Origin of the sequence: Kribbella antiqua (assembly GCF_004345665.1) — a bacterium.
Classification (GTDB): Bacteria; Actinomycetota; Actinomycetes; order Propionibacteriales; family Kribbellaceae; genus Kribbella; species Kribbella antiqua.
The window spans coordinates 24,505-43,941 of the sequence record NZ_SLWR01000012.1; the positions used below are offsets into that span (position 1 = coordinate 24,505).

Annotated in this window: 24 protein-coding genes; 13 read left to right on the forward strand and 11 right to left on the reverse strand. The window is 67.8% G+C overall.

Annotated features, from left to right (window positions below; translation table 11 throughout):
- The first annotated feature begins 4 nt into the window (after positions 1 to 4).
- Positions 5 to 883, forward strand: coding sequence for an NUDIX hydrolase (locus EV646_RS30290; RefSeq protein ID WP_132154659.1), 879 nt, complete (start codon positions 5 to 7; stop codon positions 881 to 883).
- Here EV646_RS30290 and EV646_RS30295 read toward each other — a convergent pair.
- Positions 870 to 1,172: a hypothetical protein gene (locus tag EV646_RS30295; protein ID WP_132154661.1), complete on the reverse strand. Its 303-nt coding sequence runs from the start codon at positions 1,170 to 1,172 to the stop codon at positions 870 to 872. The two genes, EV646_RS30290 and EV646_RS30295, sit on opposite strands and share 14 nt — an antisense overlap.
- Positions 1,173 to 1,258: 86 nt before the next feature.
- Here EV646_RS30295 and EV646_RS30300 point away from each other — a divergent pair, with 86 nt between their 5' ends.
- Positions 1,259 to 1,621: a hypothetical protein gene (locus EV646_RS30300; RefSeq protein WP_132154663.1), complete on the forward strand. Its 363-nt coding sequence runs from the start codon at positions 1,259 to 1,261 to the stop codon at positions 1,619 to 1,621.
- Between the two features lie 243 nt (positions 1,622 to 1,864).
- Here EV646_RS30300 and EV646_RS30305 read toward each other — a convergent pair whose 3' ends face one another.
- Positions 1,865 to 2,263: a hypothetical protein gene (locus EV646_RS30305; RefSeq protein ID WP_132154665.1), complete on the reverse strand. Its 399-nt coding sequence runs from the start codon at positions 2,261 to 2,263 to the stop codon at positions 1,865 to 1,867.
- 56 nt (positions 2,264 to 2,319) lie between these two features.
- A complete protein-coding gene (locus tag EV646_RS30310; RefSeq protein ID WP_132154667.1) occupies positions 2,320 to 3,027 on the reverse strand; it encodes a response regulator transcription factor in 708 nt (235 codons plus the stop codon).
- A 282-nt stretch (positions 3,028 to 3,309) separates the two neighbouring features.
- On the opposite strand from EV646_RS30310, the gene EV646_RS30315 reads away from it, so the two are divergent.
- The 5 genes from EV646_RS30315 (at position 3,310) to pstB (ending at position 8,176) form a co-directional block, all read left to right on the forward strand.
- Complete coding sequence (locus EV646_RS30315) at positions 3,310 to 3,783, forward strand: bifunctional nuclease family protein (protein ID WP_132154669.1); 474 nt, start codon at positions 3,310 to 3,312, stop codon at positions 3,781 to 3,783.
- 255 nt (positions 3,784 to 4,038) lie between these two features.
- On the forward strand, positions 4,039 to 5,172 hold the full coding sequence (pstS, locus tag EV646_RS30320; protein ID WP_132154671.1) for a phosphate ABC transporter substrate-binding protein PstS: 1,134 nt from the start codon (positions 4,039 to 4,041) through the stop codon (positions 5,170 to 5,172).
- A gap of 123 nt (positions 5,173 to 5,295) precedes the next feature.
- Positions 5,296 to 6,462 carry a phosphate ABC transporter permease subunit PstC gene (gene pstC, locus EV646_RS30325; protein WP_241996422.1) on the forward strand — a complete coding sequence of 389 codons (1,167 nt, stop codon included), beginning with the start codon at positions 5,296 to 5,298 and terminating at the stop codon, positions 6,460 to 6,462.
- A complete protein-coding gene (pstA, locus tag EV646_RS30330) occupies positions 6,459 to 7,379 on the forward strand; it encodes a phosphate ABC transporter permease PstA (RefSeq protein ID WP_132154673.1) in 921 nt (306 codons plus the stop codon). The genes pstC and pstA overlap by 4 nt, the downstream gene beginning before the upstream one ends.
- A gap of 20 nt (positions 7,380 to 7,399) precedes the next feature.
- Complete coding sequence (gene pstB, locus EV646_RS30335; RefSeq protein ID WP_132154675.1) at positions 7,400 to 8,176, forward strand: phosphate ABC transporter ATP-binding protein PstB; 777 nt, start codon at positions 7,400 to 7,402, stop codon at positions 8,174 to 8,176.
- 60 nt (positions 8,177 to 8,236) lie between these two features.
- Here the strand turns inward: pstB and EV646_RS30340 are convergent, their stop codons facing one another.
- On the reverse strand, positions 8,237 to 8,764 hold the full coding sequence (locus tag EV646_RS30340) for a hypothetical protein (RefSeq protein WP_132154677.1): 528 nt from the start codon (positions 8,762 to 8,764) through the stop codon (positions 8,237 to 8,239).
- A 103-nt stretch (positions 8,765 to 8,867) separates the two neighbouring features.
- Between EV646_RS30340 and EV646_RS39560 the strand changes: the two genes are divergently transcribed.
- A complete protein-coding gene (locus EV646_RS39560) occupies positions 8,868 to 9,593 on the forward strand; it encodes a DUF4190 domain-containing protein (RefSeq protein WP_199237282.1) in 726 nt (241 codons plus the stop codon).
- Positions 9,594 to 9,613: 20 nt separating this feature from the next.
- Here EV646_RS39560 and EV646_RS30350 read toward each other — a convergent pair whose 3' ends face one another.
- Positions 9,614 to 10,054, reverse strand: coding sequence for a DUF2752 domain-containing protein (locus tag EV646_RS30350; RefSeq protein ID WP_241996423.1), 441 nt, complete (start codon positions 10,052 to 10,054; stop codon positions 9,614 to 9,616).
- 104 nt (positions 10,055 to 10,158) lie between these two features.
- On the opposite strand from EV646_RS30350, the gene EV646_RS30355 reads away from it, so the two are divergent.
- The 3 genes from EV646_RS30355 to EV646_RS30365 all read left to right on the forward strand — a co-directional run bounded on the left by EV646_RS30355 (position 10,159) and on the right by EV646_RS30365 (position 12,249).
- Entirely contained in the window at positions 10,159 to 10,875 is a 717-nt protein-coding gene (locus EV646_RS30355; protein ID WP_132154681.1) for an RDD family protein, read from the forward strand.
- A gap of 82 nt (positions 10,876 to 10,957) precedes the next feature.
- Complete coding sequence (locus EV646_RS30360; RefSeq protein WP_132154683.1) at positions 10,958 to 11,545, forward strand: RDD family protein; 588 nt, start codon at positions 10,958 to 10,960, stop codon at positions 11,543 to 11,545.
- Between the two features lie 41 nt (positions 11,546 to 11,586).
- On the forward strand, positions 11,587 to 12,249 hold the full coding sequence (locus EV646_RS30365; RefSeq protein ID WP_132154684.1) for an RDD family protein: 663 nt from the start codon (positions 11,587 to 11,589) through the stop codon (positions 12,247 to 12,249).
- Here the strand turns inward: EV646_RS30365 and EV646_RS30370 are convergent.
- The 3 genes from EV646_RS30370 to thiC form a co-directional block, all read right to left on the reverse strand.
- Entirely contained in the window at positions 12,246 to 12,800 is a 555-nt protein-coding gene (locus EV646_RS30370) for a hypothetical protein (protein ID WP_132154686.1), read from the reverse strand. The genes EV646_RS30365 and EV646_RS30370 overlap by 4 nt on opposite strands.
- Complete coding sequence (locus EV646_RS30375) at positions 12,797 to 13,396, reverse strand: helix-turn-helix domain-containing protein (protein ID WP_132154688.1); 600 nt, start codon at positions 13,394 to 13,396, stop codon at positions 12,797 to 12,799. The genes EV646_RS30370 and EV646_RS30375 overlap by 4 nt, the downstream gene beginning before the upstream one ends.
- Positions 13,397 to 13,684: 288 nt before the next feature.
- Positions 13,685 to 15,310 carry a phosphomethylpyrimidine synthase ThiC gene (thiC, locus tag EV646_RS30380; protein WP_132154690.1) on the reverse strand — a complete coding sequence of 542 codons (1,626 nt, stop codon included), beginning with the start codon at positions 15,308 to 15,310 and terminating at the stop codon, positions 13,685 to 13,687.
- Between the two features lie 230 nt (positions 15,311 to 15,540).
- On the opposite strand from thiC, the gene EV646_RS30385 reads away from it, so the two are divergent.
- Together EV646_RS30385 and EV646_RS30390 are read left to right on the forward strand one after the other, a co-directional pair.
- Positions 15,541 to 16,287 carry a lysophospholipid acyltransferase family protein gene (locus EV646_RS30385; protein WP_132154692.1) on the forward strand — a complete coding sequence of 249 codons (747 nt, stop codon included), beginning with the start codon at positions 15,541 to 15,543 and terminating at the stop codon, positions 16,285 to 16,287.
- A gap of 164 nt (positions 16,288 to 16,451) precedes the next feature.
- Positions 16,452 to 16,976, forward strand: coding sequence for a hypothetical protein (locus EV646_RS30390; protein ID WP_132154694.1), 525 nt, complete (start codon positions 16,452 to 16,454; stop codon positions 16,974 to 16,976).
- On the opposite strand, the gene EV646_RS30395 is transcribed toward EV646_RS30390, so the two are convergent.
- From EV646_RS30395 to EV646_RS30405, 3 genes are all read right to left on the reverse strand, one after another.
- Complete coding sequence (locus tag EV646_RS30395; protein WP_132154696.1) at positions 16,973 to 17,206, reverse strand: hypothetical protein; 234 nt, start codon at positions 17,204 to 17,206, stop codon at positions 16,973 to 16,975. The genes EV646_RS30390 and EV646_RS30395 overlap by 4 nt on opposite strands.
- A gap of 13 nt (positions 17,207 to 17,219) precedes the next feature.
- On the reverse strand, positions 17,220 to 18,350 hold the full coding sequence (locus tag EV646_RS30400) for an inorganic phosphate transporter (protein ID WP_422386733.1): 1,131 nt from the start codon (positions 18,348 to 18,350) through the stop codon (positions 17,220 to 17,222).
- A gap of 86 nt (positions 18,351 to 18,436) precedes the next feature.
- The gene (locus EV646_RS30405; protein WP_132154698.1) at positions 18,437 to 19,435 is read right to left on the reverse strand and encodes an inorganic phosphate transporter; all 999 of its coding nucleotides are present in this window, start codon (positions 19,433 to 19,435) and stop codon (positions 18,437 to 18,439) included.
- Positions 19,436 to 19,437 lie beyond the last annotated feature (2 nt).

The window sequence follows — 19,437 nt, forward strand, 5'->3', positions numbered from 1 at the left end:
GTCTATGAACAACCCGGCGACCGTCATCGCCGCGGGTGGTGTCGTCTGGCGTGAGCGCCGCGGCGCCCGGCAGGTGCTGCTGGTGCACCGGCCCCGGTACGACGACTGGTCCCTCCCGAAGGGCAAGCTGAATCCGCACGAGCATGTGCTGGTCGGTGCACGCCGGGAGATCGAGGAGGAGACCGGACACCAGGTCGTGCTCGGTCCCCCGCTCGGCGTGCAGCGGTACTCGGTCCGCAAGAACGGTGGGACCGCGCAGAAGCTCGTGCACTACTGGTCCGCCACTTCGGTCGACGGCAGCGACTTCCAGCCGAACGACGAGGTGGACGAGATCGCCTGGCTTCCGCTGGAGAAGGCCCGGACCAAGCTGAGCTACCCCCGGGACGTCGACATCCTGGACCAACTGGATCGTGTCCTACCAGTCGCCTCCACGCTGGTCCTGCTGCGTCACGCGGAGGCGGTGAAGCGGAAGGACTGGGACGGCAAGGACACCGCTCGTCCGCTCAGCACCACCGGTACGGCGGTTGCCGAACGACTGACGGGCGTATTCGCGGCTCTCGGCGCCAACAGGTTGATCAGTAGCGACGCAGAGCGCTGCGCGTCGACGATCACGCCGTACGCCGCTGCCATTGATCGGCGCGTCCACCTGTGGCCGCAGATCTCGGAGCGGGGCTATAACGCGGATCCCGAAGCTCTGGCCGGGCTGGGCGAGCGGGCGTGGCGGAAGGACAGGGTGACGGTAGTCTGCTCGCACCGGCCAGTGATGCCGGCCCTGTCCCGGGAACTCGGGCTGAAAGTCGGCAAGTTCTCCCCAGGCGCCTTCCTGGTCGCACATCGGCTGGGCAACGGCCGCCTGATCTTCGAGCGCTTCAGCGCTCCTTAAGGACCTCAGCTGCTTTCGCGGCCAGTGCCTCGATCTGCGGATTGAGACCGCTGAACTCCGCCACATGACGCTCGGCGATCTCCTTCTGCATGGCCGGTTCGGCCTTGTCGAGCGCAGCGAACAGCCCTGTCGTCCGCCCACACCGGACGAAGGCGACAGCGAAGGCCGCCTCGGCCTTGCTCGGCAGGTACGCACGAGCCGGTACGGCGGGTTGCACCTCGACCTCGGCGGGGAGGCCCTCAGGGCGCCGTACCTGAGCGGGCCGAGCAGCGACATGTGAGCCGGGCACGATCCCGAACTGGGAGAGATCGCCCGGGTGCTGAACTCCTCGCCATCGCGAAGCCGATATCCGTGCCCAGCCAGACACTCCGTCAAGTGCTTGCTGAAGGCAACCATGGCCATCTGGGTCTTCTTGGTGCGGTCCTGGACCAGCGCGTTGCCGAGGGCGGCGTACCGGTCCCGGAGCGAGCCGACATCACGCGGCGATCCGAGCGCCTCCCGGGCGGACTTCTCGCACTTCGCCGCCACCTCGAAGAAGGCCGGGTCCTTGCGGACGATCGCGGCCGGCTGGGACGGCAACGGCGTACCGAATCCGTGCCGGCGGGCTTCGGCCTCGGTGCGCGGGTTGATCGCCGGCTGCAGCAGCCCGGGCAGGACCGGGCCGGGATCGTTGCTGATGGCCCGTTCTTGCGGATAGCCGCCGTCGGCATCTCCGGCCCAGACGACGATCCCGTTTAACAGGCAGTCGTTGAACAGCTTCAGGTCGGCCTTCTCGATCACCGCGAGATCGGCGCGGCGGAACAGGTCGAACGGCTGCGCACCCGGCGGCAAAGCAGGCAGTTCGGCGGCCCGCGGCGCCGGCTGGGACGCACAGCCGGCCACCAGGACCACGCCGGCAAGAGCCATGGCTAAACGCATCTCTCCCCCTTTCAAGCAAGGGCGGGGACGGGCCGCCAGACCCGTCCCCGCTCAGGCAAAACGTCAGCAGCTACGCCGGGCGTGGCTGGCGTTCTCGTCGTTCAGGTCGTACGCGAAGTCCGACCACGTGGTCGACCGCGCCGGGAACTGCCAGCTGTCGTTCACCCAGTCGCCGGACTCGGTCACGCACACCGCGCTCACGGTGTCGCGGTTCTTGATCGAGCTGGCGTTGTGGTAGAACGGCGTACCGCTGGAGAAGTTGCCTTCGTTCGCGTGGTTCCCCGACCCGTAGTAGAAGTGCCGCTGACCGCCGCCGCCACCCGAGTGCTCGGCGAAGCAGATCTCTCCCGAGTTGCAGGACAGCAGACCGTCGCCGTTGTCGGCGCTGGCCATCGTGGCACCCGCGAACGCCCACGCGGCCGTCGCGGCCAGACCCCCGGCGATCTTCGTGATTGCGCGCATGATTTCCCACTCCCTGGTTTTCGGTTCACGGACCGCCTTCGCGACCTCAGAAAGAGTCAATCGCTTGTGTCACAAGGGATCCCGTGTCGTTCCGACAACCCGTACCTGTCCATCCGGACAGGGATCGACAGCAAACCTGACCGAATGGCCAGCTTGACGACATGCGCCCGGTTCCGCGCCTGCAGCTTCGACAGCAGGTTGGACACGTGGTACTTCACCACCCGTTCACTGCGCTGCAGCCGGGAGGCGATCTCCCGATCGGTGTGGCCGTCGGCAACGAGTTTCAGTACGGCGTGCTCGCTCGGCGTCACGCTCTCACCCCGCACCTCCCGCGGCGGCTCATAGACCGTCACAACCCGCAGGATGCTTGCGCCCAGCGTCGGACTGATCCAGCCGCCAGGCGCCCGGCCGGCAGCGATCGCCACCAGCGCGGCACCAAGGTCCTCCGCGGTCGACACGATCCCGTCGCCTCCGATCGTCACGTACTCGCGCAGCTGCGCCACAGGCGGCACCTCACCTGTGACAACCGCCACTACCCGGACATCCGGCCCCCTCCTGGCCCGGAGCACGTTGGCGATCCCACCTGCGATCCCCGTGTCCACCAGTACGACGTCCAGCGGATCACGCCGGATCGCCAGCGCCGCCTCGGCGACGGTGCCCACCGTGCCGGCGACTTCGACCTGCTCCTCCAGCAGCGTCCGGACCCCCGCCCGGACCACCTGGTTCGGTGCCACGATCAGCACCTTCACCGTTTCCGTCCCCACCACCACGGTCCCCGACCTATCGGCATTACGGGCCCCCAGGCTCTCGCCGTTTCACCCGGCGACCTGTCACCGCCGGAACCTGATCGATGACACAACGTCACCAACCACAACAGCTTGCGACGACGCCCGGCCGGGCGCAAACCTTTCGACCCTGCCCGACGCTCGGGTCGATGACGATCCAGGCACAGCCGCCGGGGCGTCCGGGTGAGCCTGGCCGGGCCGGGTATGTTCCTACCGAGGAACCTGGCGCCCTACCGGGTGCCGGCCAGCAGGAGGCGCACCATGACGATGATGCGAGAACTGACCCTGATCGGGATCCGGATGGAATCGCCCAACCGGGCCCCGGTGATGATGCTGCGCGAGACCGAGGGCTACCGCTATCTACCGATCTCGATCGGCTCGGTCGAGGCGACCGCGATCGCGTACGAGGAGCAGGGGCTACGGCCGTCGCGGCCGCTCACCCACGATCTGATGCGCGACCTGATCCAGGCGTTCGGCGTACAGATAGAAGCAGTGGAGATCGTCGAGCTGCGTGACGCCGTGTTCTACGCCGAGCTCGTGCTGGCCAACGGTGCCCGCGTCTCCGCCCGGCCGAGCGACTCGGTCGCGCTGGCGGTCAGACTCGGTACGCCGATCCGCTGCACCGAACAGGTTCTGCGCGAAGCCGGCGTGGCGACGCCGGAGGAAGAACAGGCCGAGCTGGAGCGCTTCCGCCGGTTTCTCGACGGCGTGGCGCCGGAGGATTTCTCCAGCTGACCCCGCGAGGCGGCAAGCTGACTGTTCGGTGAACGAGTTCGATATCGGACCGTGACCCAGCAGCCGTTTGGGTCGACGCAGAGTCACGGCTCCTAACTCAGTTCACCTAATGGCCGCCTGTCGGCACGCCAAGCGTCGTCCAGGCTATCGAAATCGTTCACCGCTCGTTCACCGGCGACGGACCGGTCGGTCACCTGCTCTCCCTACCGTCTGTGGAAGTTCAGAAGTCTGATTCCCGCAGAAGGGCAACACCTCGTGTCCGTCAATCGCCTGCTCCGCGTCGGCACCGTCGCCGTGGCATCCCTCGGCGTCCTCGCTCTGAGCGCCTGTGGCAGTGACCCGGAGCCGTCCGGTTCCTCGAGCGCCTCCAGCTCGTCCTCCGAAGGCAGCACCGACTGCCCCCAGGGCACCCTGAACGCCGAAGGCTCCACGGCGCAGAAGAACGCCATCGAGGAAGTCATCAGCAAGTACAACGAGAAGTGCGCCGACGTCACGGTGAACTACAACCCGACCGGTTCCGGTGCGGGTATCAAGCAGTTCATCGCGAGCCAGGTCGACTTCGCCGGTTCGGACTCCGCCCTGAAGTCCGTGGGGAAGGACGGCGGCGAGCCCGAGACCGTGCAGGCGCAGAAGCGCTGTGCCGGCAACGCGGCGCTGAACCTGCCGATGGTGATCGGCCCGATCACCATCGCCTACAACGTCGACGGCCTGGACAAGCTGGTCCTCGACGGCCCGACCGCCGCCAAGATCTTCCAGGGCACCATCAAGACCTGGAACGACCCGGCGATCGCCAAGCTGAACTCGGGCGCCAAGCTCCCGTCGGCCCCGATCTCGGTGTTCTTCCGGTCCGACGAGTCCGGCACCACCGAGAACTTCACCAAGTACCTGGCCGCCGCCGGCGGCGGCGCCTGGACCGGTGAGCCGGCCAAGAAGTGGACCGGCACCGGCGCCGGCAAGGAGAAGTCCGCGGGTGTCGCCGAGGGCGTCAAGAGCACCAAGAACTCGATCACCTACGTCGAGTGGTCGTACGCCGTCGACAACAAGCTGGGCATCGCGCAGATCGACAACGGCTCGGGCACCCCGGTCGAGCTGTCCGCCGAGTCCGCCGGTAAGGCGCTGGCCGCGGCGAAGCCGGCCGGCACCGGTAGCGACCTGGCGCTGAAGCTGGACTACGCGACCAATGATGCGGGCGCGTACCCGATCATCCTGGTCACCTACGAGGTCGTCTGCAGCAAGGGCCTGGCGGCCGAGAAGACCGCGCTGGTGAAAAGCTTCCTGAGCTACTTCGCCAGCAAGGACGGCCAGTCCGTGCTGACCGACCTGAACTACGCGCCGCTGCCGGAGGACACCCGGACCAAGGTCGACGCGGCGATCCAGTCGATCAGCTGATCGACGAGAAACAGCAGTGATGAGCGAGCCCCGGCCGGTCCGAGTCATCGGACGGCCGGGGCTCGGCCTCGTCAGACCTGAAGCAGATCGAAGCCCACCACTGAGGCGCTTGGAGCACCATCGATGAGTAGTCCAGACGGCACGGCACCGCCCGACCGGCCGGCCGGCGAAGAGAACGCCGCCGAGGAACTGGTGGTCGGCGAACCGGCCGGGCCCACCCCGCACTTCGAGGGGCTGGCCGAGAAGCACGCGGAGACGACCGCCCACCCGGCGGCGAAGGAGACCGGACCGAAGCTCGAGCTCGGCCCGGTCGGTCACCTCGGCGACCGGTTGTTCGCCGGTCTGGCCCGCGGCTCCGGCGGCCTGGTGGTCGCGATCGTCGCGTTCGTCGGCATCTTCCTGCTGGCGCTGGCGATTCCGGCGCTGGCCAAGGACGAGAGCAGCTTCCTGTTCTCCCGGATCTGGGAGCCCGGCGGCGACACGCCCAGGTTCGGTATCGCCGCGCTCTTCTACACCACCGTGATCAGCTCGATCATCGCGATGCTGATCGCGGTCCCGATCGCCGTCGGCGTAGCCCTGTTCATCACGTACTACGCCCCCAAGCGGCTGGCCGCGCCGGTCGCGCACGCGGTCGACCTGCTCGCCGCGGTGCCGTCGATCATCTACGGCCTGTGGGGCATCCTCTTCTTCGCGCCGATCCTGCGCCCGGTGATCGACGGGATCGCCGCCGCGCTCGGCTGGATCCCGGTGTTCGAGAAGCCGGCCGGGGCCGACGTCGGCGTGGTCTTCACCGCGTCCGTCGTACTGGCGATCATGATCCTGCCGGTGGTCACCGCGATCAGCCGGGAGATCTTCCAGCAGACCCCGATCACCCACCGCGAAGGCGCTCTCGCCCTCGGCGCTACGCGCTGGGAGATGATCCGGATGGCCGTGCTGCCGTACGGGCGGTCCGGTGTGGTGAGCGCCTCGATGCTCGGCCTGGGCCGTGCGCTCGGCGAGACCGTCGCGGTGCTGATCATCCTGTCCGTGCCGAACGGCAACGACCCGTGGAACCCGTCGATCTTCGCCGGTGGTGAGACGTTCGCGTCGAAGATCGCCAACAACGCCGCCGAGTTCGACTCACCGGAGAAGACCGGCGCCTACATTGCCGCGGGCCTGGTGCTGTTCGTCGTGACCTTCCTGGTCAACTCCGCGGCCCGGATCATCGTCGCCCGCAGCGCACCGGGTGCGAAGCGGCCGCGCCGCAACCGCCGCGCCGGCGCAACTCAGACCGAAGGAGCCAGCGCATGAGCACGCTTGCTGCTAACAAGCCGGCGTACGACGGGCAGACGCTGGACCTGACGGGGAAGTCGGGGCTGCGTGCCTTCAAGGACACCCTGGCCACTGTGCTGATCGTGCTGGCCTTCGTGGTCGCGCTGATCCCGCTGCTGTGGATCCTGTGGACCGTCGTCAGCAAGGGCTACCACCTGCTGCTGAGCGCTGACTGGTGGAACCAGTCGCAGCGCGGCGTCACCGTACGGCGCGAGGGCGGCGGCGCGTACCACGCGATCATGGGCACCCTGATCATGTCGCTGATCACGGCCGTCATCGCGGTCCCGATCGCCGTACTGGGCGCGGTCTACCTGGTCGAGTACGGCAAGGGCACCAAGGCCGCCCGGGTGGTCAGTTTCATGATCGACATCCTCACCGGTGTGCCGTCGATCGTCGCCGCACTGTTCATCTACGCGGTCTGGATCACGATGTTCGGCTTCAACCGGGTCGGGTTCGCCGTCTCCCTGTCGCTGGTGCTGCTGATGCTGCCCGTCGTACTGCGATCGACCGAAGAGATGCTGAAGCTGGTGCCGGACGAGTTGCGGGAGGCGTCGTACGCGCTCGGGGTGCCGAAGTGGAAGACGATCCTGAAGGTGGTCGTGCCGACCGCGTTCGGCGGAATCATCACCGGAGTGATGCTCGGCCTGGCGCGGGTGATGGGCGAGACCGCGCCGCTGCTGATCCTGGTCGGCTACTCCAAGAACATCAACCTGAACCCGTTCGACGGGTTCATGGGCGCGCTGCCGACGATGATCAACCAGGACCGGACCGAGCTGGCGCTGCAGCCGGCCGCGGACCGGGTCTGGGCGGCCGCGCTGACGCTGATCCTGCTTGTCCTGTCACTCAACCTGCTGGCCCGGCTGATCGCCCGGTTCAGCACCATCAAGTCGAAATAGTCGAGAGGTACTGAACCGATATGGCGAAGCGCATCGAGGTCAGCGGCCTCAACGTCTACTACGGCGACTTCAAGGCCGTCGAGGACGTGTCGATGACGATCGAGCCCCGCTCGGTCACCGCGTTCATCGGCCCGTCCGGCTGCGGCAAGTCCACCTACCTGCGGACCCTGAACCGGATGCACGAGGTGATCCCCGGCGCCCGGGTCGAGGGCAAGGTCGTGCTCGACGACCAGGACCTGTACGCGCCGGGCATCGACCCGGTGGCGGTCCGCCGGGTGGTCGGCATGGTGTTCCAGCGGCCGAACCCGTTCCCGACCATGTCGATCTTCGACAACGTCGCGTCCGGGCTGAAGCTGAACGGCGTCAAGGACAAGAAGAAGCTCACCGAGGTGGTCGAGCAGTCGCTCAAGGGCGCGAACCTGTGGAACGAGGTCAAGGACCGGCTGGACAAGCCGGGCGCGGGCCTGTCCGGCGGTCAGCAGCAGCGGCTGTGCATCGCGCGGGCGATCGCGGTCGAGCCCGAGGTGATCCTGATGGACGAACCCTGCTCGGCGCTGGACCCGATCTCCACGCTGGCGATCGAGGACCTGATCGAGAAGCTGAAGGACAAGTTCACCGTCGTCATCGTGACGCACAACATGCAGCAGGCGGCGCGCGTCTCGGACCAGACCGCGTTCTTCAACCTGGCCGCGACCGGCAAGCCGGGCCGGCTGATCGAGATGGGCCCGACCAAGCAGATCTTCTCCAACCCGGGCGAGAAGGCGACCGAGGACTACATCACCGGCCGCTTCGGCTGATCCGCTGTTCTCAACAAGCCGGCCGCCGCTAGCTCATGCTTGCGGCGGCCGGTTTGCTGTTCATACGCAGAGAGTACGGGCGAAGTTGACCCGGGCCAGCGTGTCGGCGACGTCGCGGGGCGAGGTCACCCCGACGTGGGTGTTGTGGGTGCGGTTGCCGTTCTGCACCGTGACCTGAACGAAGCCGGTCGTCTTGCGCTCCTTGCAGAGCAGGAACAGCAGGCCGAGCAGGCAGGCCAGAGCGAAGATGATGGCCATCACGATCGCCCAGCCAGGGATCTTCTCCTCGGTCCGGGACATGTCCATCGCGGACCAGTTCGTGCCCTGGGTCGGCATCACGCCGGCCGGCGTGACGATCCGGTGCTGCTCGACGGAGATGTCGCCGACGGTCACCAGCACAGGCCCAGCCGGCAACGCCTGCAGAGGTAGCGATTGCGGCGGCTGGTGCGGCCCGCCGACCGGCGGCTGGTACGGGCCGGGCGGTGGCGAGTACTGCGGCTGCGGCTGCGGCTGCTCGTAGTGAGCGGGGAGGTTCGGGGTCTGCTCCGGCAGGCCATCCGGCTGCGGGGTCACGGGCGGTTGAGTCACGGGCCCAACCATAAGTGGTCCAGGGATCCGGCGCGGACGCGTGACCAGTACCTGTGGAAAAGATAGCCTGCGAGGATCCTCGATGTGCTCAGAAGGGACTGCGGTGAGTACTCCGACGCCCCCAGGCGACGACCAGAACGACCAGGACCGGCCGCAGGACACCCCTCGCGACGAGGAGCCGACCCGCCCGTACGGCGAGGAGCCCACTCGCCCGTACGGCGAGCAACCGGAACAGCCCAGCCCGTACGGCGGACAGCCGGAACAGCCGAGCCCGTACGGCGAGCAGCCGGATCAGCCTGAGCAGCAAGGCCAGCCGGGGCAATACGGACAGCAGCAGCCGGGGCAGTACGGCCAGCAGCCTGGTGGCTATGGCCAACCGGGTCAGTACGGGCAGCCGGGTCAGTACGGGCAGCAGCCGGGTTATGGGCAGCAGCCTGGGCAGTACCCGGGTCAGCCCGGCTCGTATCCGGGTCAGCCCGGTGAGTACGGCCAGCCTGGCTACGGCCAGCAGCAGCCCTATGGTCAGCAGCCGGGCCAGTACGGTCAGCAGCCAGGCCAGTACGGTGCGTACGGCCAGTACCCGGGCCAGCCAGGCGGTTACGGCTACGGCGCGGCCCCGCAGAGCAACACCCCGATGGTGCTCTCGATCATCGGCATCGTCTTCTGGTTCTGCTGCGGCATCGTCTCGATCGCTCTCGGACTGTTTGCCCAGAGCAAGTTCCGCGAGCAGGGTCAGTCCGACACCCTGGCCAAGGTGGCCTGGATCGGAGGCATCGTCGCTCTGGGCCTGCAGATCGTCGGCGCCATCGTCAATTACTCGACGTCCTGACCCCTTGGGCCGACGCGTGCTCAGTGCAGGTTGCGGGCGACGCCGTACACCAGCAGGAGGGCGATGATGCCCTTCACCGCCCAGTCGACCGCGCGGGGGCTCATGGTCAGCCGGGGCAGCCGGATCAGGTGCAGCGATTCCAGCGACCAGGCAACCAATTGGTAGCCGACGGCAACACCGATGAGCGGGCCGAGCACCAGCACCACCGGGTTGAAGTGCCAGGCGGCGTCCAGATCCCCACGCAGCAAGGCGGCGGCCATCCTGGTCGAACCGCAGAGTGGGCAGTTCAGCCCGGTGGTTGCGTGCAGTAGGCAAGGAATGCCGATCCGCCCGCCGGACAGCTGATAGACGCCGGCGAGAACGAAGCCGCCGGCACCGGCACCAGCCAGCCCCAGCACCCGGCGATCCAGCGGCCGGACTGGACCGGAAGGACGGAGTACGACGCTCTGCGAAACGCTCACCGGACAAAGGTAACTCTCAATTCGTGGGATCCGCTGGCCGAGCTGAGCCGTCGGACCACTAGCCTGCAACCTACTCCTCATCGCATTTCACAGAAGGGATCGTCGTGAGCACTCCGACGCCACCGCCGGGTTACGGCCCGCAGGACCCGCAGCAGCCGGGTCAGTACGGCCAGCAGCCTGGCCAGTACGGACAGCCCCAGCAGCAGCCGGGTCAGCCGAGCCAGTACGGGCAGCAGCCCGGCTACGGCGGCCAGCAGCAGCCGGGGTACGGCCAGCAGCAGCCTGGGCAGTACGGGCAGCAGCAGCCTGGCTATCCGCAGCAGCCCGGTCAGTACGGGCAGCAGCCGGGCCAGTATGGGCAGCAGCAGCCGGGGTACGGCTACGGGCAGCAGTACGGCCAGCCGGGCTTCGGCGGAGTGCCGGGCAACCTGGCCACCTGGCCGGTCCGAGTCGGCGCCATGCTGATCGACATCGTCATCTACGGCGTGCCGGCTGGTATCGGCAACGCTCTGACCAGCAACGACGGTGGCGCCGCCGCCATCGGCTGGATCTTCCTGCTGATCGGCCTCGGCCTCTGGATCTACAACCGCTGGGTGCAGCAGGGCCAGACCGGCCAGAGCTGGGGCAAGAAGGTCGTCGGCCTGAAGCTGGTCGGCGCCGACACCGGCCAGAACGTCGGCGTCGGCAAGGCCGCGCTGCGCGACATCACCCACTTCCTGGACGGCCTGCCGTGCTACGTCGGCTACCTGTGGCCGCTGTGGGACGAGAAGAAGCAGACCTTCGCGGACAAGATCAACAACACCTACGTCATCAAGCTCTGACGTCGGTATCGCGACACCCCGGACGCCGTGGCCTGATCAGGCCGCGGCGTTCGGCGTTGCCGAGCCCCAGAAAGGACCGCAGGTGACCACCCCTCCGTCAGGCCCGTACGACGGCCACAACCAGTACCCGCCAGGGCAGCCGGGCCAGTTCCAACCGGGGCAGCCGGGTGGACAGTACAACCCGCAGGGCTACAACCCCTACGGGCAAAGCCCATACGGCCAGGGTTATGGCTACGGCTATGCCCCTCCCGGCCAGCTCGCCGGCTGGCCGATCCGGGTTGGCGCTTCGTTACTGGACTCCCTGCTCCTGATCGTCCCGACGGTCCTCGGCTACGTCGTCGCCCTGATCATCGAGCAGGGCGGCGAACTCGGTCCGGCCGGCGGGGTCGCGATCGGCATCGGCTACCTCGCAGCCTTCGGGCTCTGGGTCTGGAACCGGGTGATCCGGCAGGGCCGCACCGGTCAGTCCCTCGGCAAGCAGGTCACCGGCCTGACCATCGTGCACGCGGAGACCGGTCAGCTCATCGGTGTCGGCTCCACTCTCGGCCGCGAACTGCTGTCGGCCGTCTTCAACAACTTCTGCATTCTCAACGTTCTCTGGCCGCTCTGGGACGACAAGCAGCAGACCTGGCACGACAAGGTCGTCAACGACGTCGTCATCCGCAGTTGACGCAATAGCATGCCAGGACCCCCTCAAGAGATGGATTCGACATGAGTACACCGACACCGCCTCCGGGCGGATATGGCCAGCCGCAGGGACAGCCGCCGTACGGGCAGCCCCAGCCCCAGTACGGTCAACCGCAGTACGGTCAGCAGGGCTACCCGGGTCAGCCGCAGCCGGGCTACGGCCCGCCACAAGGCCAAGCGCCGTACGGGCAGCCTCCCTACGGCCAGCCGCAGTACGGCGGTTACGGCTACGCACCCAGCGCCCCACTCGCCGACTGGGGGCCGCGGGTCGGCGCCTACCTGATCGACGGTCTGGTCAGCTCGATCCCGCTTCTCATCGGCTACGGCGTCTTCATCGCGAACGTCGCCGAGCGGGCCAAGCACACGTACCCAGACGATCAGCCGGAGGCGTACGCGATCATCGTCCTCGTCATCGGCCTGCTGATCAGCTTCGGCATCGGCCTGTGGAACCGGGTGTTCCGGCAGGGCAAGACCGGGCAGAGCGTCGGCAAGAGCGCGCTGCACCTGAAGCTGGTCGACACCAACACCTACCAGCCCGTGGGCGCCGGCAAGGCGTTCCTGCGCGAGCTCCTCGCCGGCATCTTCAACAACGCCTGCTTCCTGAACCTGCTCTGGCCGCTGTGGGACGACAAGAAGCAGACCTGGCACGACAAGGTCGTGACGACCTACGTCATCAAGTCTGACTAGCGCGACAGCAGGAACCCCGCGCAGGTCACCGACCACAGGACGCTGGTGAAGGTGCCGATGATGAAGCGCTCCGCCACGGCCTGTGGGGTGACCGAAGCGGGCTGGTCCGGGCTGCGCAACTCGGGATAGCGGGCCAGGCCTTTGATGGCCAGCACGATCGCCAGCCCCTCCGGCCAGCCCGCTACCAGCGCCGCGTAGATGGCGCCGCGCTCGAGCGCACCGATCAGCGCGCCGCCACGCAGCACCTCACCGGCCTTCTGCGTCGACTGCGCTCTCGTGTTGCCCCGGTCCACCAAAGCCAGCACAGACGTCGTCAGCGGGCCGCCGCCGGTGACAGCGAGCCCTCCGGCCACCAGGAGCAGCACGTTCCACCAGCGCTCGCTCCAGCCCTCAACGCCGTCGCCTGCCAGCAGCAGGAGGCCGATCGCGATCAGACCGGCCAGCATGACCGCGCTGAGCACTATCTGGATTGTTGAGCCGGCCTTGGGCACCCACGCCAGTACGGCAAAGACCAGGCCGGCAGCGGTCAACGACAGGACCAGTGCCGTCACGCAGCAGCCCCAGCGTCCAGCAACTCGGCCGCCAGCACCCGTCCACGCTGTTCCTCGGCGAACCCGGCCGCCTGCGCCCGCTGGGTCACTGCGGACTGGCTGATCCCCAGCTTCACGCCAATCTCCCGTCTGGTGAGTCCCTCGGCCAGCAGGTCCGCCACGGCCCAGCCGCGGTCGCTACGCCGCCGCAGCACCGATGCCATCAGCCACAGTACGGTCTCCACCTGCTCGGCGACGTGTGGATCGGAGCCGACCACGTTGACGTGGTGCGGGCTCGACTTGGCCCGGTTCACCGCCTCCCGCGCGTACACGAACGCCTCCCCGCTGCCTGCTCTCGTACTGCGTGGCAGGGGCTGGGCGACCTCGCCGATGCCGAGCCCGACGTACCACGTGTCCGAGCGGAGCAGCTGGACGATGACGTCGATGGTGGCGCGTGCCTCCGAGAGCACGCCCTGCACCTCGTCGCCGGCCGTCCGCTCGAACTTGCGGAGCAACCCGGTCCGCCGCGGCCGGCGGTTCAGGCTGTTCAGTAGCTCGGGTACGAGATCGGTCATGCTGCGGCTGCCGCGCTGATCTACCGTGAGAACGAAGACCATCGCCCTGCACCTCCTTCCCGACGCGGTTAAGGCTACAGTCTTATTCACGTAGAGTGAAGGAAAAAACCTGAATCGGTTCACCCGATCACTCGCAGTGACCGCCCCACAGGCCGCCGATCTTCCCATTCTCCGGCGATTCCGGACCTCCTAGCATCTCGACTCGCGATCCACTTCACACGGAGTCAGCAGGGACCGGACCGCCAGGCCATCACAACTGAACCGCGCCACCGCCTTCCAGCGTGGACGGGACCTGCACGCGGCGAATGTGATGGCCTGGCGGTTCGGAACCTAGTCGGCCAGCGGCAAGTACAGCTTGCCGTCGTGTGCGCGGAACGTGTCGGACATCTCGGCGAAGCCGGCCTCGATCGCCTCGGCCGAGGTCAGGCCCTTCTCCTCGGCGTACGCGCGAATGTCGGCGGTGATCCGCATCGAGCAGAACTTGGGCCCGCACATCGAGCAGAAGTGCGCGGTCTTCGCCGGTTCGGCCGGCAGCGTCTGGTCGTGGTACGACCGCGCGGTGTCCGGATCCAGTGACAGGTTGAACTGGTCCTCCCAGCGGAACTCGAACCTTGCCTTGGACAACGTGTCGTCCCAGTCCTGTGCACCTGGGTGTCCCTTGGCCAGATCGGCAGCGTGGGCAGCGATCTTGTAGGTGATGACACCTGTCTTCACGTCGTCGCGGTCCGGCAGGCCGAGGTGTTCCTTCGGCGTGACGTAGCAGAGCATCGCCGTACCCAGCCAGCCGATCTGGGCCGCGCCGATCGCGCTGGTGATGTGGTCGTAGGCCGGCGCCACATCAGTTGCCAACGGCCCCAATGTGTAAAACGGCGCCTCGCCGCAGAGCTCCTCCTCGAGCCGCACGTTCTCGGCGATCTTGTGCATCGGCACGTGGCCCGGTCCTTCGATCATGACCTGCACATCATGTTCCCAGGCGATCTTTGTCAGCTCGCCCAGCGTCCGCAGCTCGGCGAACTGCGCCGCGTCGTTGGCGTCCGCGATCGATCCCGGCCGCAATCCGTCGCCGAGCGAGAACGTCACGTCGTACGCACGCAGGATCTCGCAGAGCTCGGCGAAATGCGTGTACAGGAAGGACTCCTGGTGATGCGCGAGACACCACGCCGCCATGATCGAACCGCCACGCGACACGATGCCGGTGACCCGCCGCGCGGTCAGCGGGACATACCGCAGCAGGACGCCGGCATGCACCGTCATGTAGTCCACGCCCTGCTCGCACTGCTCGATCACCGTGTCGCGGTAGACCTCCCAGGACAGCGCGGCCGGGTCGCCCTTCACCTTCTCCAGCGCCTGGTAGAGCGGAACCGTCCCGATCGGCACCGGTGAGTTGCGCAAGATCCACTCGCGCGTCTCGTGGATGTTCTTGCCGGTGGACAGATCCATCACCGTGTCCGCGCCCCAGCGGGTCGCCCAGACGAGCTTCTCGACCTCTTCCTCGATCGAGCTGGTGACGGCGGAGTTGCCGATGTTCGCGTTCACCTTCACCAGGAACTTCTTGCCGATGATCATCGGCTCGGACTCCGGGTGCCGCCGGTTCGCCGGGATCACCGCCCGGCCGCGCGCCACCTCGTCCCGCACGAACTCGGGGTCGACTCCCTCGCGGATGGCGACGTACCTCATCTCCTCGGTGATGGTCCCGGCCCGCGCGTGACCCAGCTGGGTGAGCGGCTCGCGCGCCGCGATCCACTCCCGCCGCAGCGCGGGCAGACCCTCCTGTACGTCGATCTGCGCGCCGGCGTCGGTGTACGGGCCGGAGGTGTCGTACAGGTCGAAGTGTTCGCCAGTGGTGAGGTGGACTCGGCGGGCGGGGACGCCCAGCTCGCCGCGGTAGATCTTCTCCGAGCCCGAGATCGGGCCGGTGGTGACAGACGGCCGGACAGAATTTCCGATGGTTGTCACGATGCTGCTCCCTACGCCGGAATTACCCGGACAGGTTCGGCGGTCGGCGGCGCCGGTTCGCCCAACCTGGTCAGATCTCCAGGGGTGCGCAGTCCAGCCGCCCTCTCAGCCCACTACGGTGCGAGCTCCCGCGTTCTCGAGTTGTCGCCAGCCACCTTAACGGTGGCCGGCGGCCGGGTCCGTGGGGCGCGTCACGTCCGCGGGTTGCCCGCACCCGGTAGCGTTCGGGAATGCGAGACCTCGTGTATCCGCCGGTTGTCGGCTTCGCCCGGACGGCGTTCAAGGTGCTGGACCTGAAGTTCCAGCTCACCGGGACGGAGAACGTGCCGCGGACCGGTGGCGCGGTGATCGCTCTCAACCACATCAGCTACGTCGACTTCGTGCTCGGTGGGTTCGGCGCGCTGCCGAGCAAGCGGCTGGTCCGGTTCATGGCCAAGGAGGTCCTGTTCCGCAACCGGATCTCCGGGCCGCTGATGCGCGGGATGCACCACATCCCGGTGGACCGCGCGGCCGGTACGGCGTCGTACCGGCAGGCGATCCGCTATCTGCAGGCGGGTGAGGTGGTCGGCGTGTTCCCGGAGGCGACGATCAGCCGGTCGTTCGAGCTGAAGGAGTTCAAGTCGGGCGCGGTCCGGATGGCCGCGGAGGCCGCCGTACCGGTGATCCCGCTGATCCTGTGGGGAACGCAGCGGATGCTGACCAAGGACCATCCGCGCGACTTCTCCCGGCATCGCACCATTGCGATCAACGTCGGTACGCCGATCACCGTCACGCCCGCCGACGACCCGGCCGAGGCGACCGCACACCTGCGCTCGACGATGGCCGGGATGCTCGACTCGACCATCCGCGCGTACCCCGAGCAGCCCGCGGGTGCCTGGTGGCTGCCCGCGTCGTACGGCGGTGGGGCGCCGACCCCGGCGGAGGCCGAGCGGCTCGACAAGGAGGAACTCGCCCGCCGCGCCGAGCGGAAGAAATAGCCCGGCCACGCCGGAAAAGTGGTCCACCCGGAGGTGGACAAGACCTTGACCCCGCGTCGGCGTGAGGGTACGAAGGTCACTTGTTGTTGACGATGCAGGAACCTGGGGGGTCCCTGTGATGGCGGCCGGGCGGGTCGTCGTACTCAGGTGGGTGGGGAAAGGTCGTGTCGGAAAGACCCGAAGAGCTGCGTCTCTTCGAACCGGGAACGCTGACGGTGGCGCCGTACGTCGCCGAGGACATCCCGGACGCGGGAACATTCTTCGTGGACTGGGCGGTCCGGGATCTCAACCCGGACCAGGCGCTGGAGGTGGAGTCGGCGGTGAACGGCCGGCGCTGCCAGAACGGCTGGTTCCCGCTGGAGAGCCTGGACAGCATCGGCCAGCGCGGGTTCTGGCGCGGGCCGCTGACCTACCTGGCGCGGATGACGTCGGACGACGCGGAGATCATGCAGGACTGGGCCGCGAGCGGCCTCACTGGCGAGTCCCGCAGCCGGATCGAGGCCACGGTGAACCACCTGCTCTACCAGCAGGGTCATGCGGCCGCGGCGACCTGGGCGGTCGCCGTCCGGCCGCAGACCTACCTCGACGCCGCTGCCCTCGGTGACCGGCTGGCCGAGGCGTGGGAGTACAACCTCGGCGCCATCCGCCCCAAGGACGTCGTCAAGTCCGTACGCCGCTGGAACCGCTAGTGGAACTGCGGAATGATCAGGTACAGCCCGTAGAGCACCGCGGCTAGGCAGGCGGCGAAACACAGCGCGGCCACTGCGGCGTCGAGTGCCGCCGGCTGCCGCTTCTCGTCGATCGCCACCGCCCGGCGCGACATGGCGGTCACTCCGAACGCGAACAGTACGGCGAGTCCGACCCCGAACAGCAGGCTGACCAGGGCGACCTCACCGAGCGCGGTCCAGTCGATGTGCATCGTCGTACTCCTCTCAGGCCGCAACCGGCGCGGTCTGCGTCGCCGGGTACTCGTTGACGTTCTCCGGCGTCACCGGGCGGCGACGTGAGGCGGCGTACAGGCCTCCACCGGCTGCGACGGCGAGGAGCGCGATCACAGCGACACCGAGGTTGCCGGAGTTCGCCACGCGTCCAGACAGGGCTCCGACGATCGCCGCTGCCGGCAGTGTGAACAGCCAAGCGAGCGCCATCCGCCCCGCTACAGTCCAGCGCACCTCGGCGAGGCGCTTGCCGAGACCGGCGCCGAGGATGCTGCCCGAGCACACCTGCGTGGTGGACAGCGGGAAGCCCAGGTGCGAGGAGGCGAGCAGTACTGCGGTCGAGCTGGTCTCCGCGGCGAAACCCTGCGGCGACTCGATCTCGGTCAGGCCCTTGCCCATCGTCCGGATGATCCGCCAGCCGCCCAGGTAGGTCCCGAGCGCGATGGCCAGGCCGGCCGCGAGGATGACCCACAGCGGCGGCCGCGAGCCCGACGTCAGGCTGCCTGAGGTGATCAGCACCAGCGTGATGACGCCCATCGTCTTCTGCGCGTCACCGGTGCCGTGCGCGAGCGAGACCAGCGACGCGGAGGCGATCTGACCGAACCGGAACCCGTCGTCGACCGTCTTCTTCTTGGCCCGCTGAGTGATCTTGTAGGCCAAGAAGGTGCCGAGCAGGGCCACCGCACCGGCCACGATCGGCGCGGCCACGGCCGGTACGACGATCTTCTGCACCACCGTGCCGAAGTTGACCGCACTGCTGCCGGCCGCGATCCAGGTGGCGCCGATCAGCCCGCCGAACAGCGCGTGCGACGAGGAGCTCGGCAGGCCGAGATACCAGGTCAGCAGGTTCCACAGGATGGCGCCGACCAGGCCGCCGAAGATGATCGGGACGGTGATCTTCGCGTCGTCGACGAGACCGCTGGAGATGGTCTTGGCCACCTCGGTGGAGACGAACGCGCCGACCAGGTTGAGCACCGCGGACAGGGCGACCGCGACCTTCGGTCTCAGCGCGCCGGTGGCGATCGACGTCGCCATCGCGTTCGCGGTGTCGTGGAAGCCGTTGGTGAAATCGAACACCAGGGCGGTGACGATCACCACGACGACGAGGAAAGACAGGTCCATCACGATCACATCCCTCAGGCGGAACGTCCAGACAGCGGTTTCGAACGTAGGCCGGGATGGTGAATTCGAAGTGAACCGGTTCGGTGAATTTACTCCAAGATCAGATGGGCAAGCCAATAACAGAGCGCGGCGACCGTGCCCGCCGCCGGGATGGTCAGCACCCAGGCGGTGATGATGCCCTTCGCAACACCCCAGCGGACCGCGGACAGCCGCTTGGTCGCGCCCGCGCCCATCACCGCGGAGGTGATCGTATGGGTGGTCGAGACCGGCGCGTGCAGCCCGATCGCCATCACGTACAGCACGGTCGCGGCGACCGCCTCGGAGGCGAACCCGCGGGCCGGGTCGAGGTGGATGATCCGGCGGCCGAGCGTACGCATGATCCGCCAGCCACCCGAGTAGGTGCCGAGCGAGATCGCGGTCGCGGCGGACAGCTTCACCCACAACGGGATGCCGTCGCCCTTCTGCACGTGCCCGCTGGTGAGCAGGGCGAGGAAGATCACGCCCATCGTCTTCTGCGCGTCCTGCAGACCGTGGCCGAGCGCCATCGCGGCGGCCGACAGCGACTGCGCCATCCGGAACCCACGCGTGGTCCGGCCAGGGTTGCTGCGCCGGAACACCCAGAGGATCGTGATCATCAGCAGGAACGCGCCGAGGAAGCCGACCGCGGGTGACAACACCATGGGGATGACAACTTTGTCGACGATTCCGGCCCACAGTACGACGCTGCTCGACGCGAGTCCGGCACCGACCAGACCGCCGATCAGCGCGTGCGACGAGGAACTGGGCAGGCCGAAGTACCAGGTGATCAGGTTCCAGGTGATGGCGCCGATCAGCGCGGCGATCACGATCACCAGGCCGTGCTCCCCGGACGGCGCGCTGATGATGCCCTTGCCGACGGTGTCGGCCACCTCGGTGCCGAGAAACGCGCCGAGGAAGTTCATCACCGCGGCCATCAGCAGCGCGACCCGGGGGGTCAGCGCCCGGGTCGAGACCGAGGTGGCGATCGCGTTGGCCGCGTCGTGGAAGCCGTTGGTGTAGTCGAACGCCAGCGCGATGACGACGACTGCGATGACGAGCGCGAACTCCACGC

Bases quoted from the DNA above. Each gene is read 5' to 3' on its own strand.
- EV646_RS30290 (WP_132154659.1), top strand. From the start codon at position 5: ATGAACAACCCGGCGACCGTCATCGCCGCGGGTGGTGTCGTCTGGCGT.
- EV646_RS30305 (WP_132154665.1), bottom strand. From the start codon at position 2,263: ATGCGCGCAATCACGAAGATCGCCGGGGGTCTGGCCGCGACGGCCGCG.
- EV646_RS30315 (WP_132154669.1), top strand. From the start codon at position 3,310: ATGACGATGATGCGAGAACTGACCCTGATCGGGATCCGGATGGAATCG.
- pstC (WP_241996422.1), top strand. From the start codon at position 5,296: ATGAGTAGTCCAGACGGCACGGCACCGCCCGACCGGCCGGCCGGCGAA.
- pstA (WP_132154673.1), top strand. From the start codon at position 6,459: ATGAGCACGCTTGCTGCTAACAAGCCGGCGTACGACGGGCAGACGCTG.
- pstB (WP_132154675.1), top strand. From the start codon at position 7,400: ATGGCGAAGCGCATCGAGGTCAGCGGCCTCAACGTCTACTACGGCGAC.
- EV646_RS30365 (WP_132154684.1), top strand. From the start codon at position 11,587: ATGAGTACACCGACACCGCCTCCGGGCGGATATGGCCAGCCGCAGGGA.
- EV646_RS30375 (WP_132154688.1), bottom strand. From the start codon at position 13,396: ATGGTCTTCGTTCTCACGGTAGATCAGCGCGGCAGCCGCAGCATGACC.
- EV646_RS30385 (WP_132154692.1), top strand. From the start codon at position 15,541: ATGCGAGACCTCGTGTATCCGCCGGTTGTCGGCTTCGCCCGGACGGCG.
- EV646_RS30395 (WP_132154696.1), bottom strand. From the start codon at position 17,206: ATGCACATCGACTGGACCGCGCTCGGTGAGGTCGCCCTGGTCAGCCTG.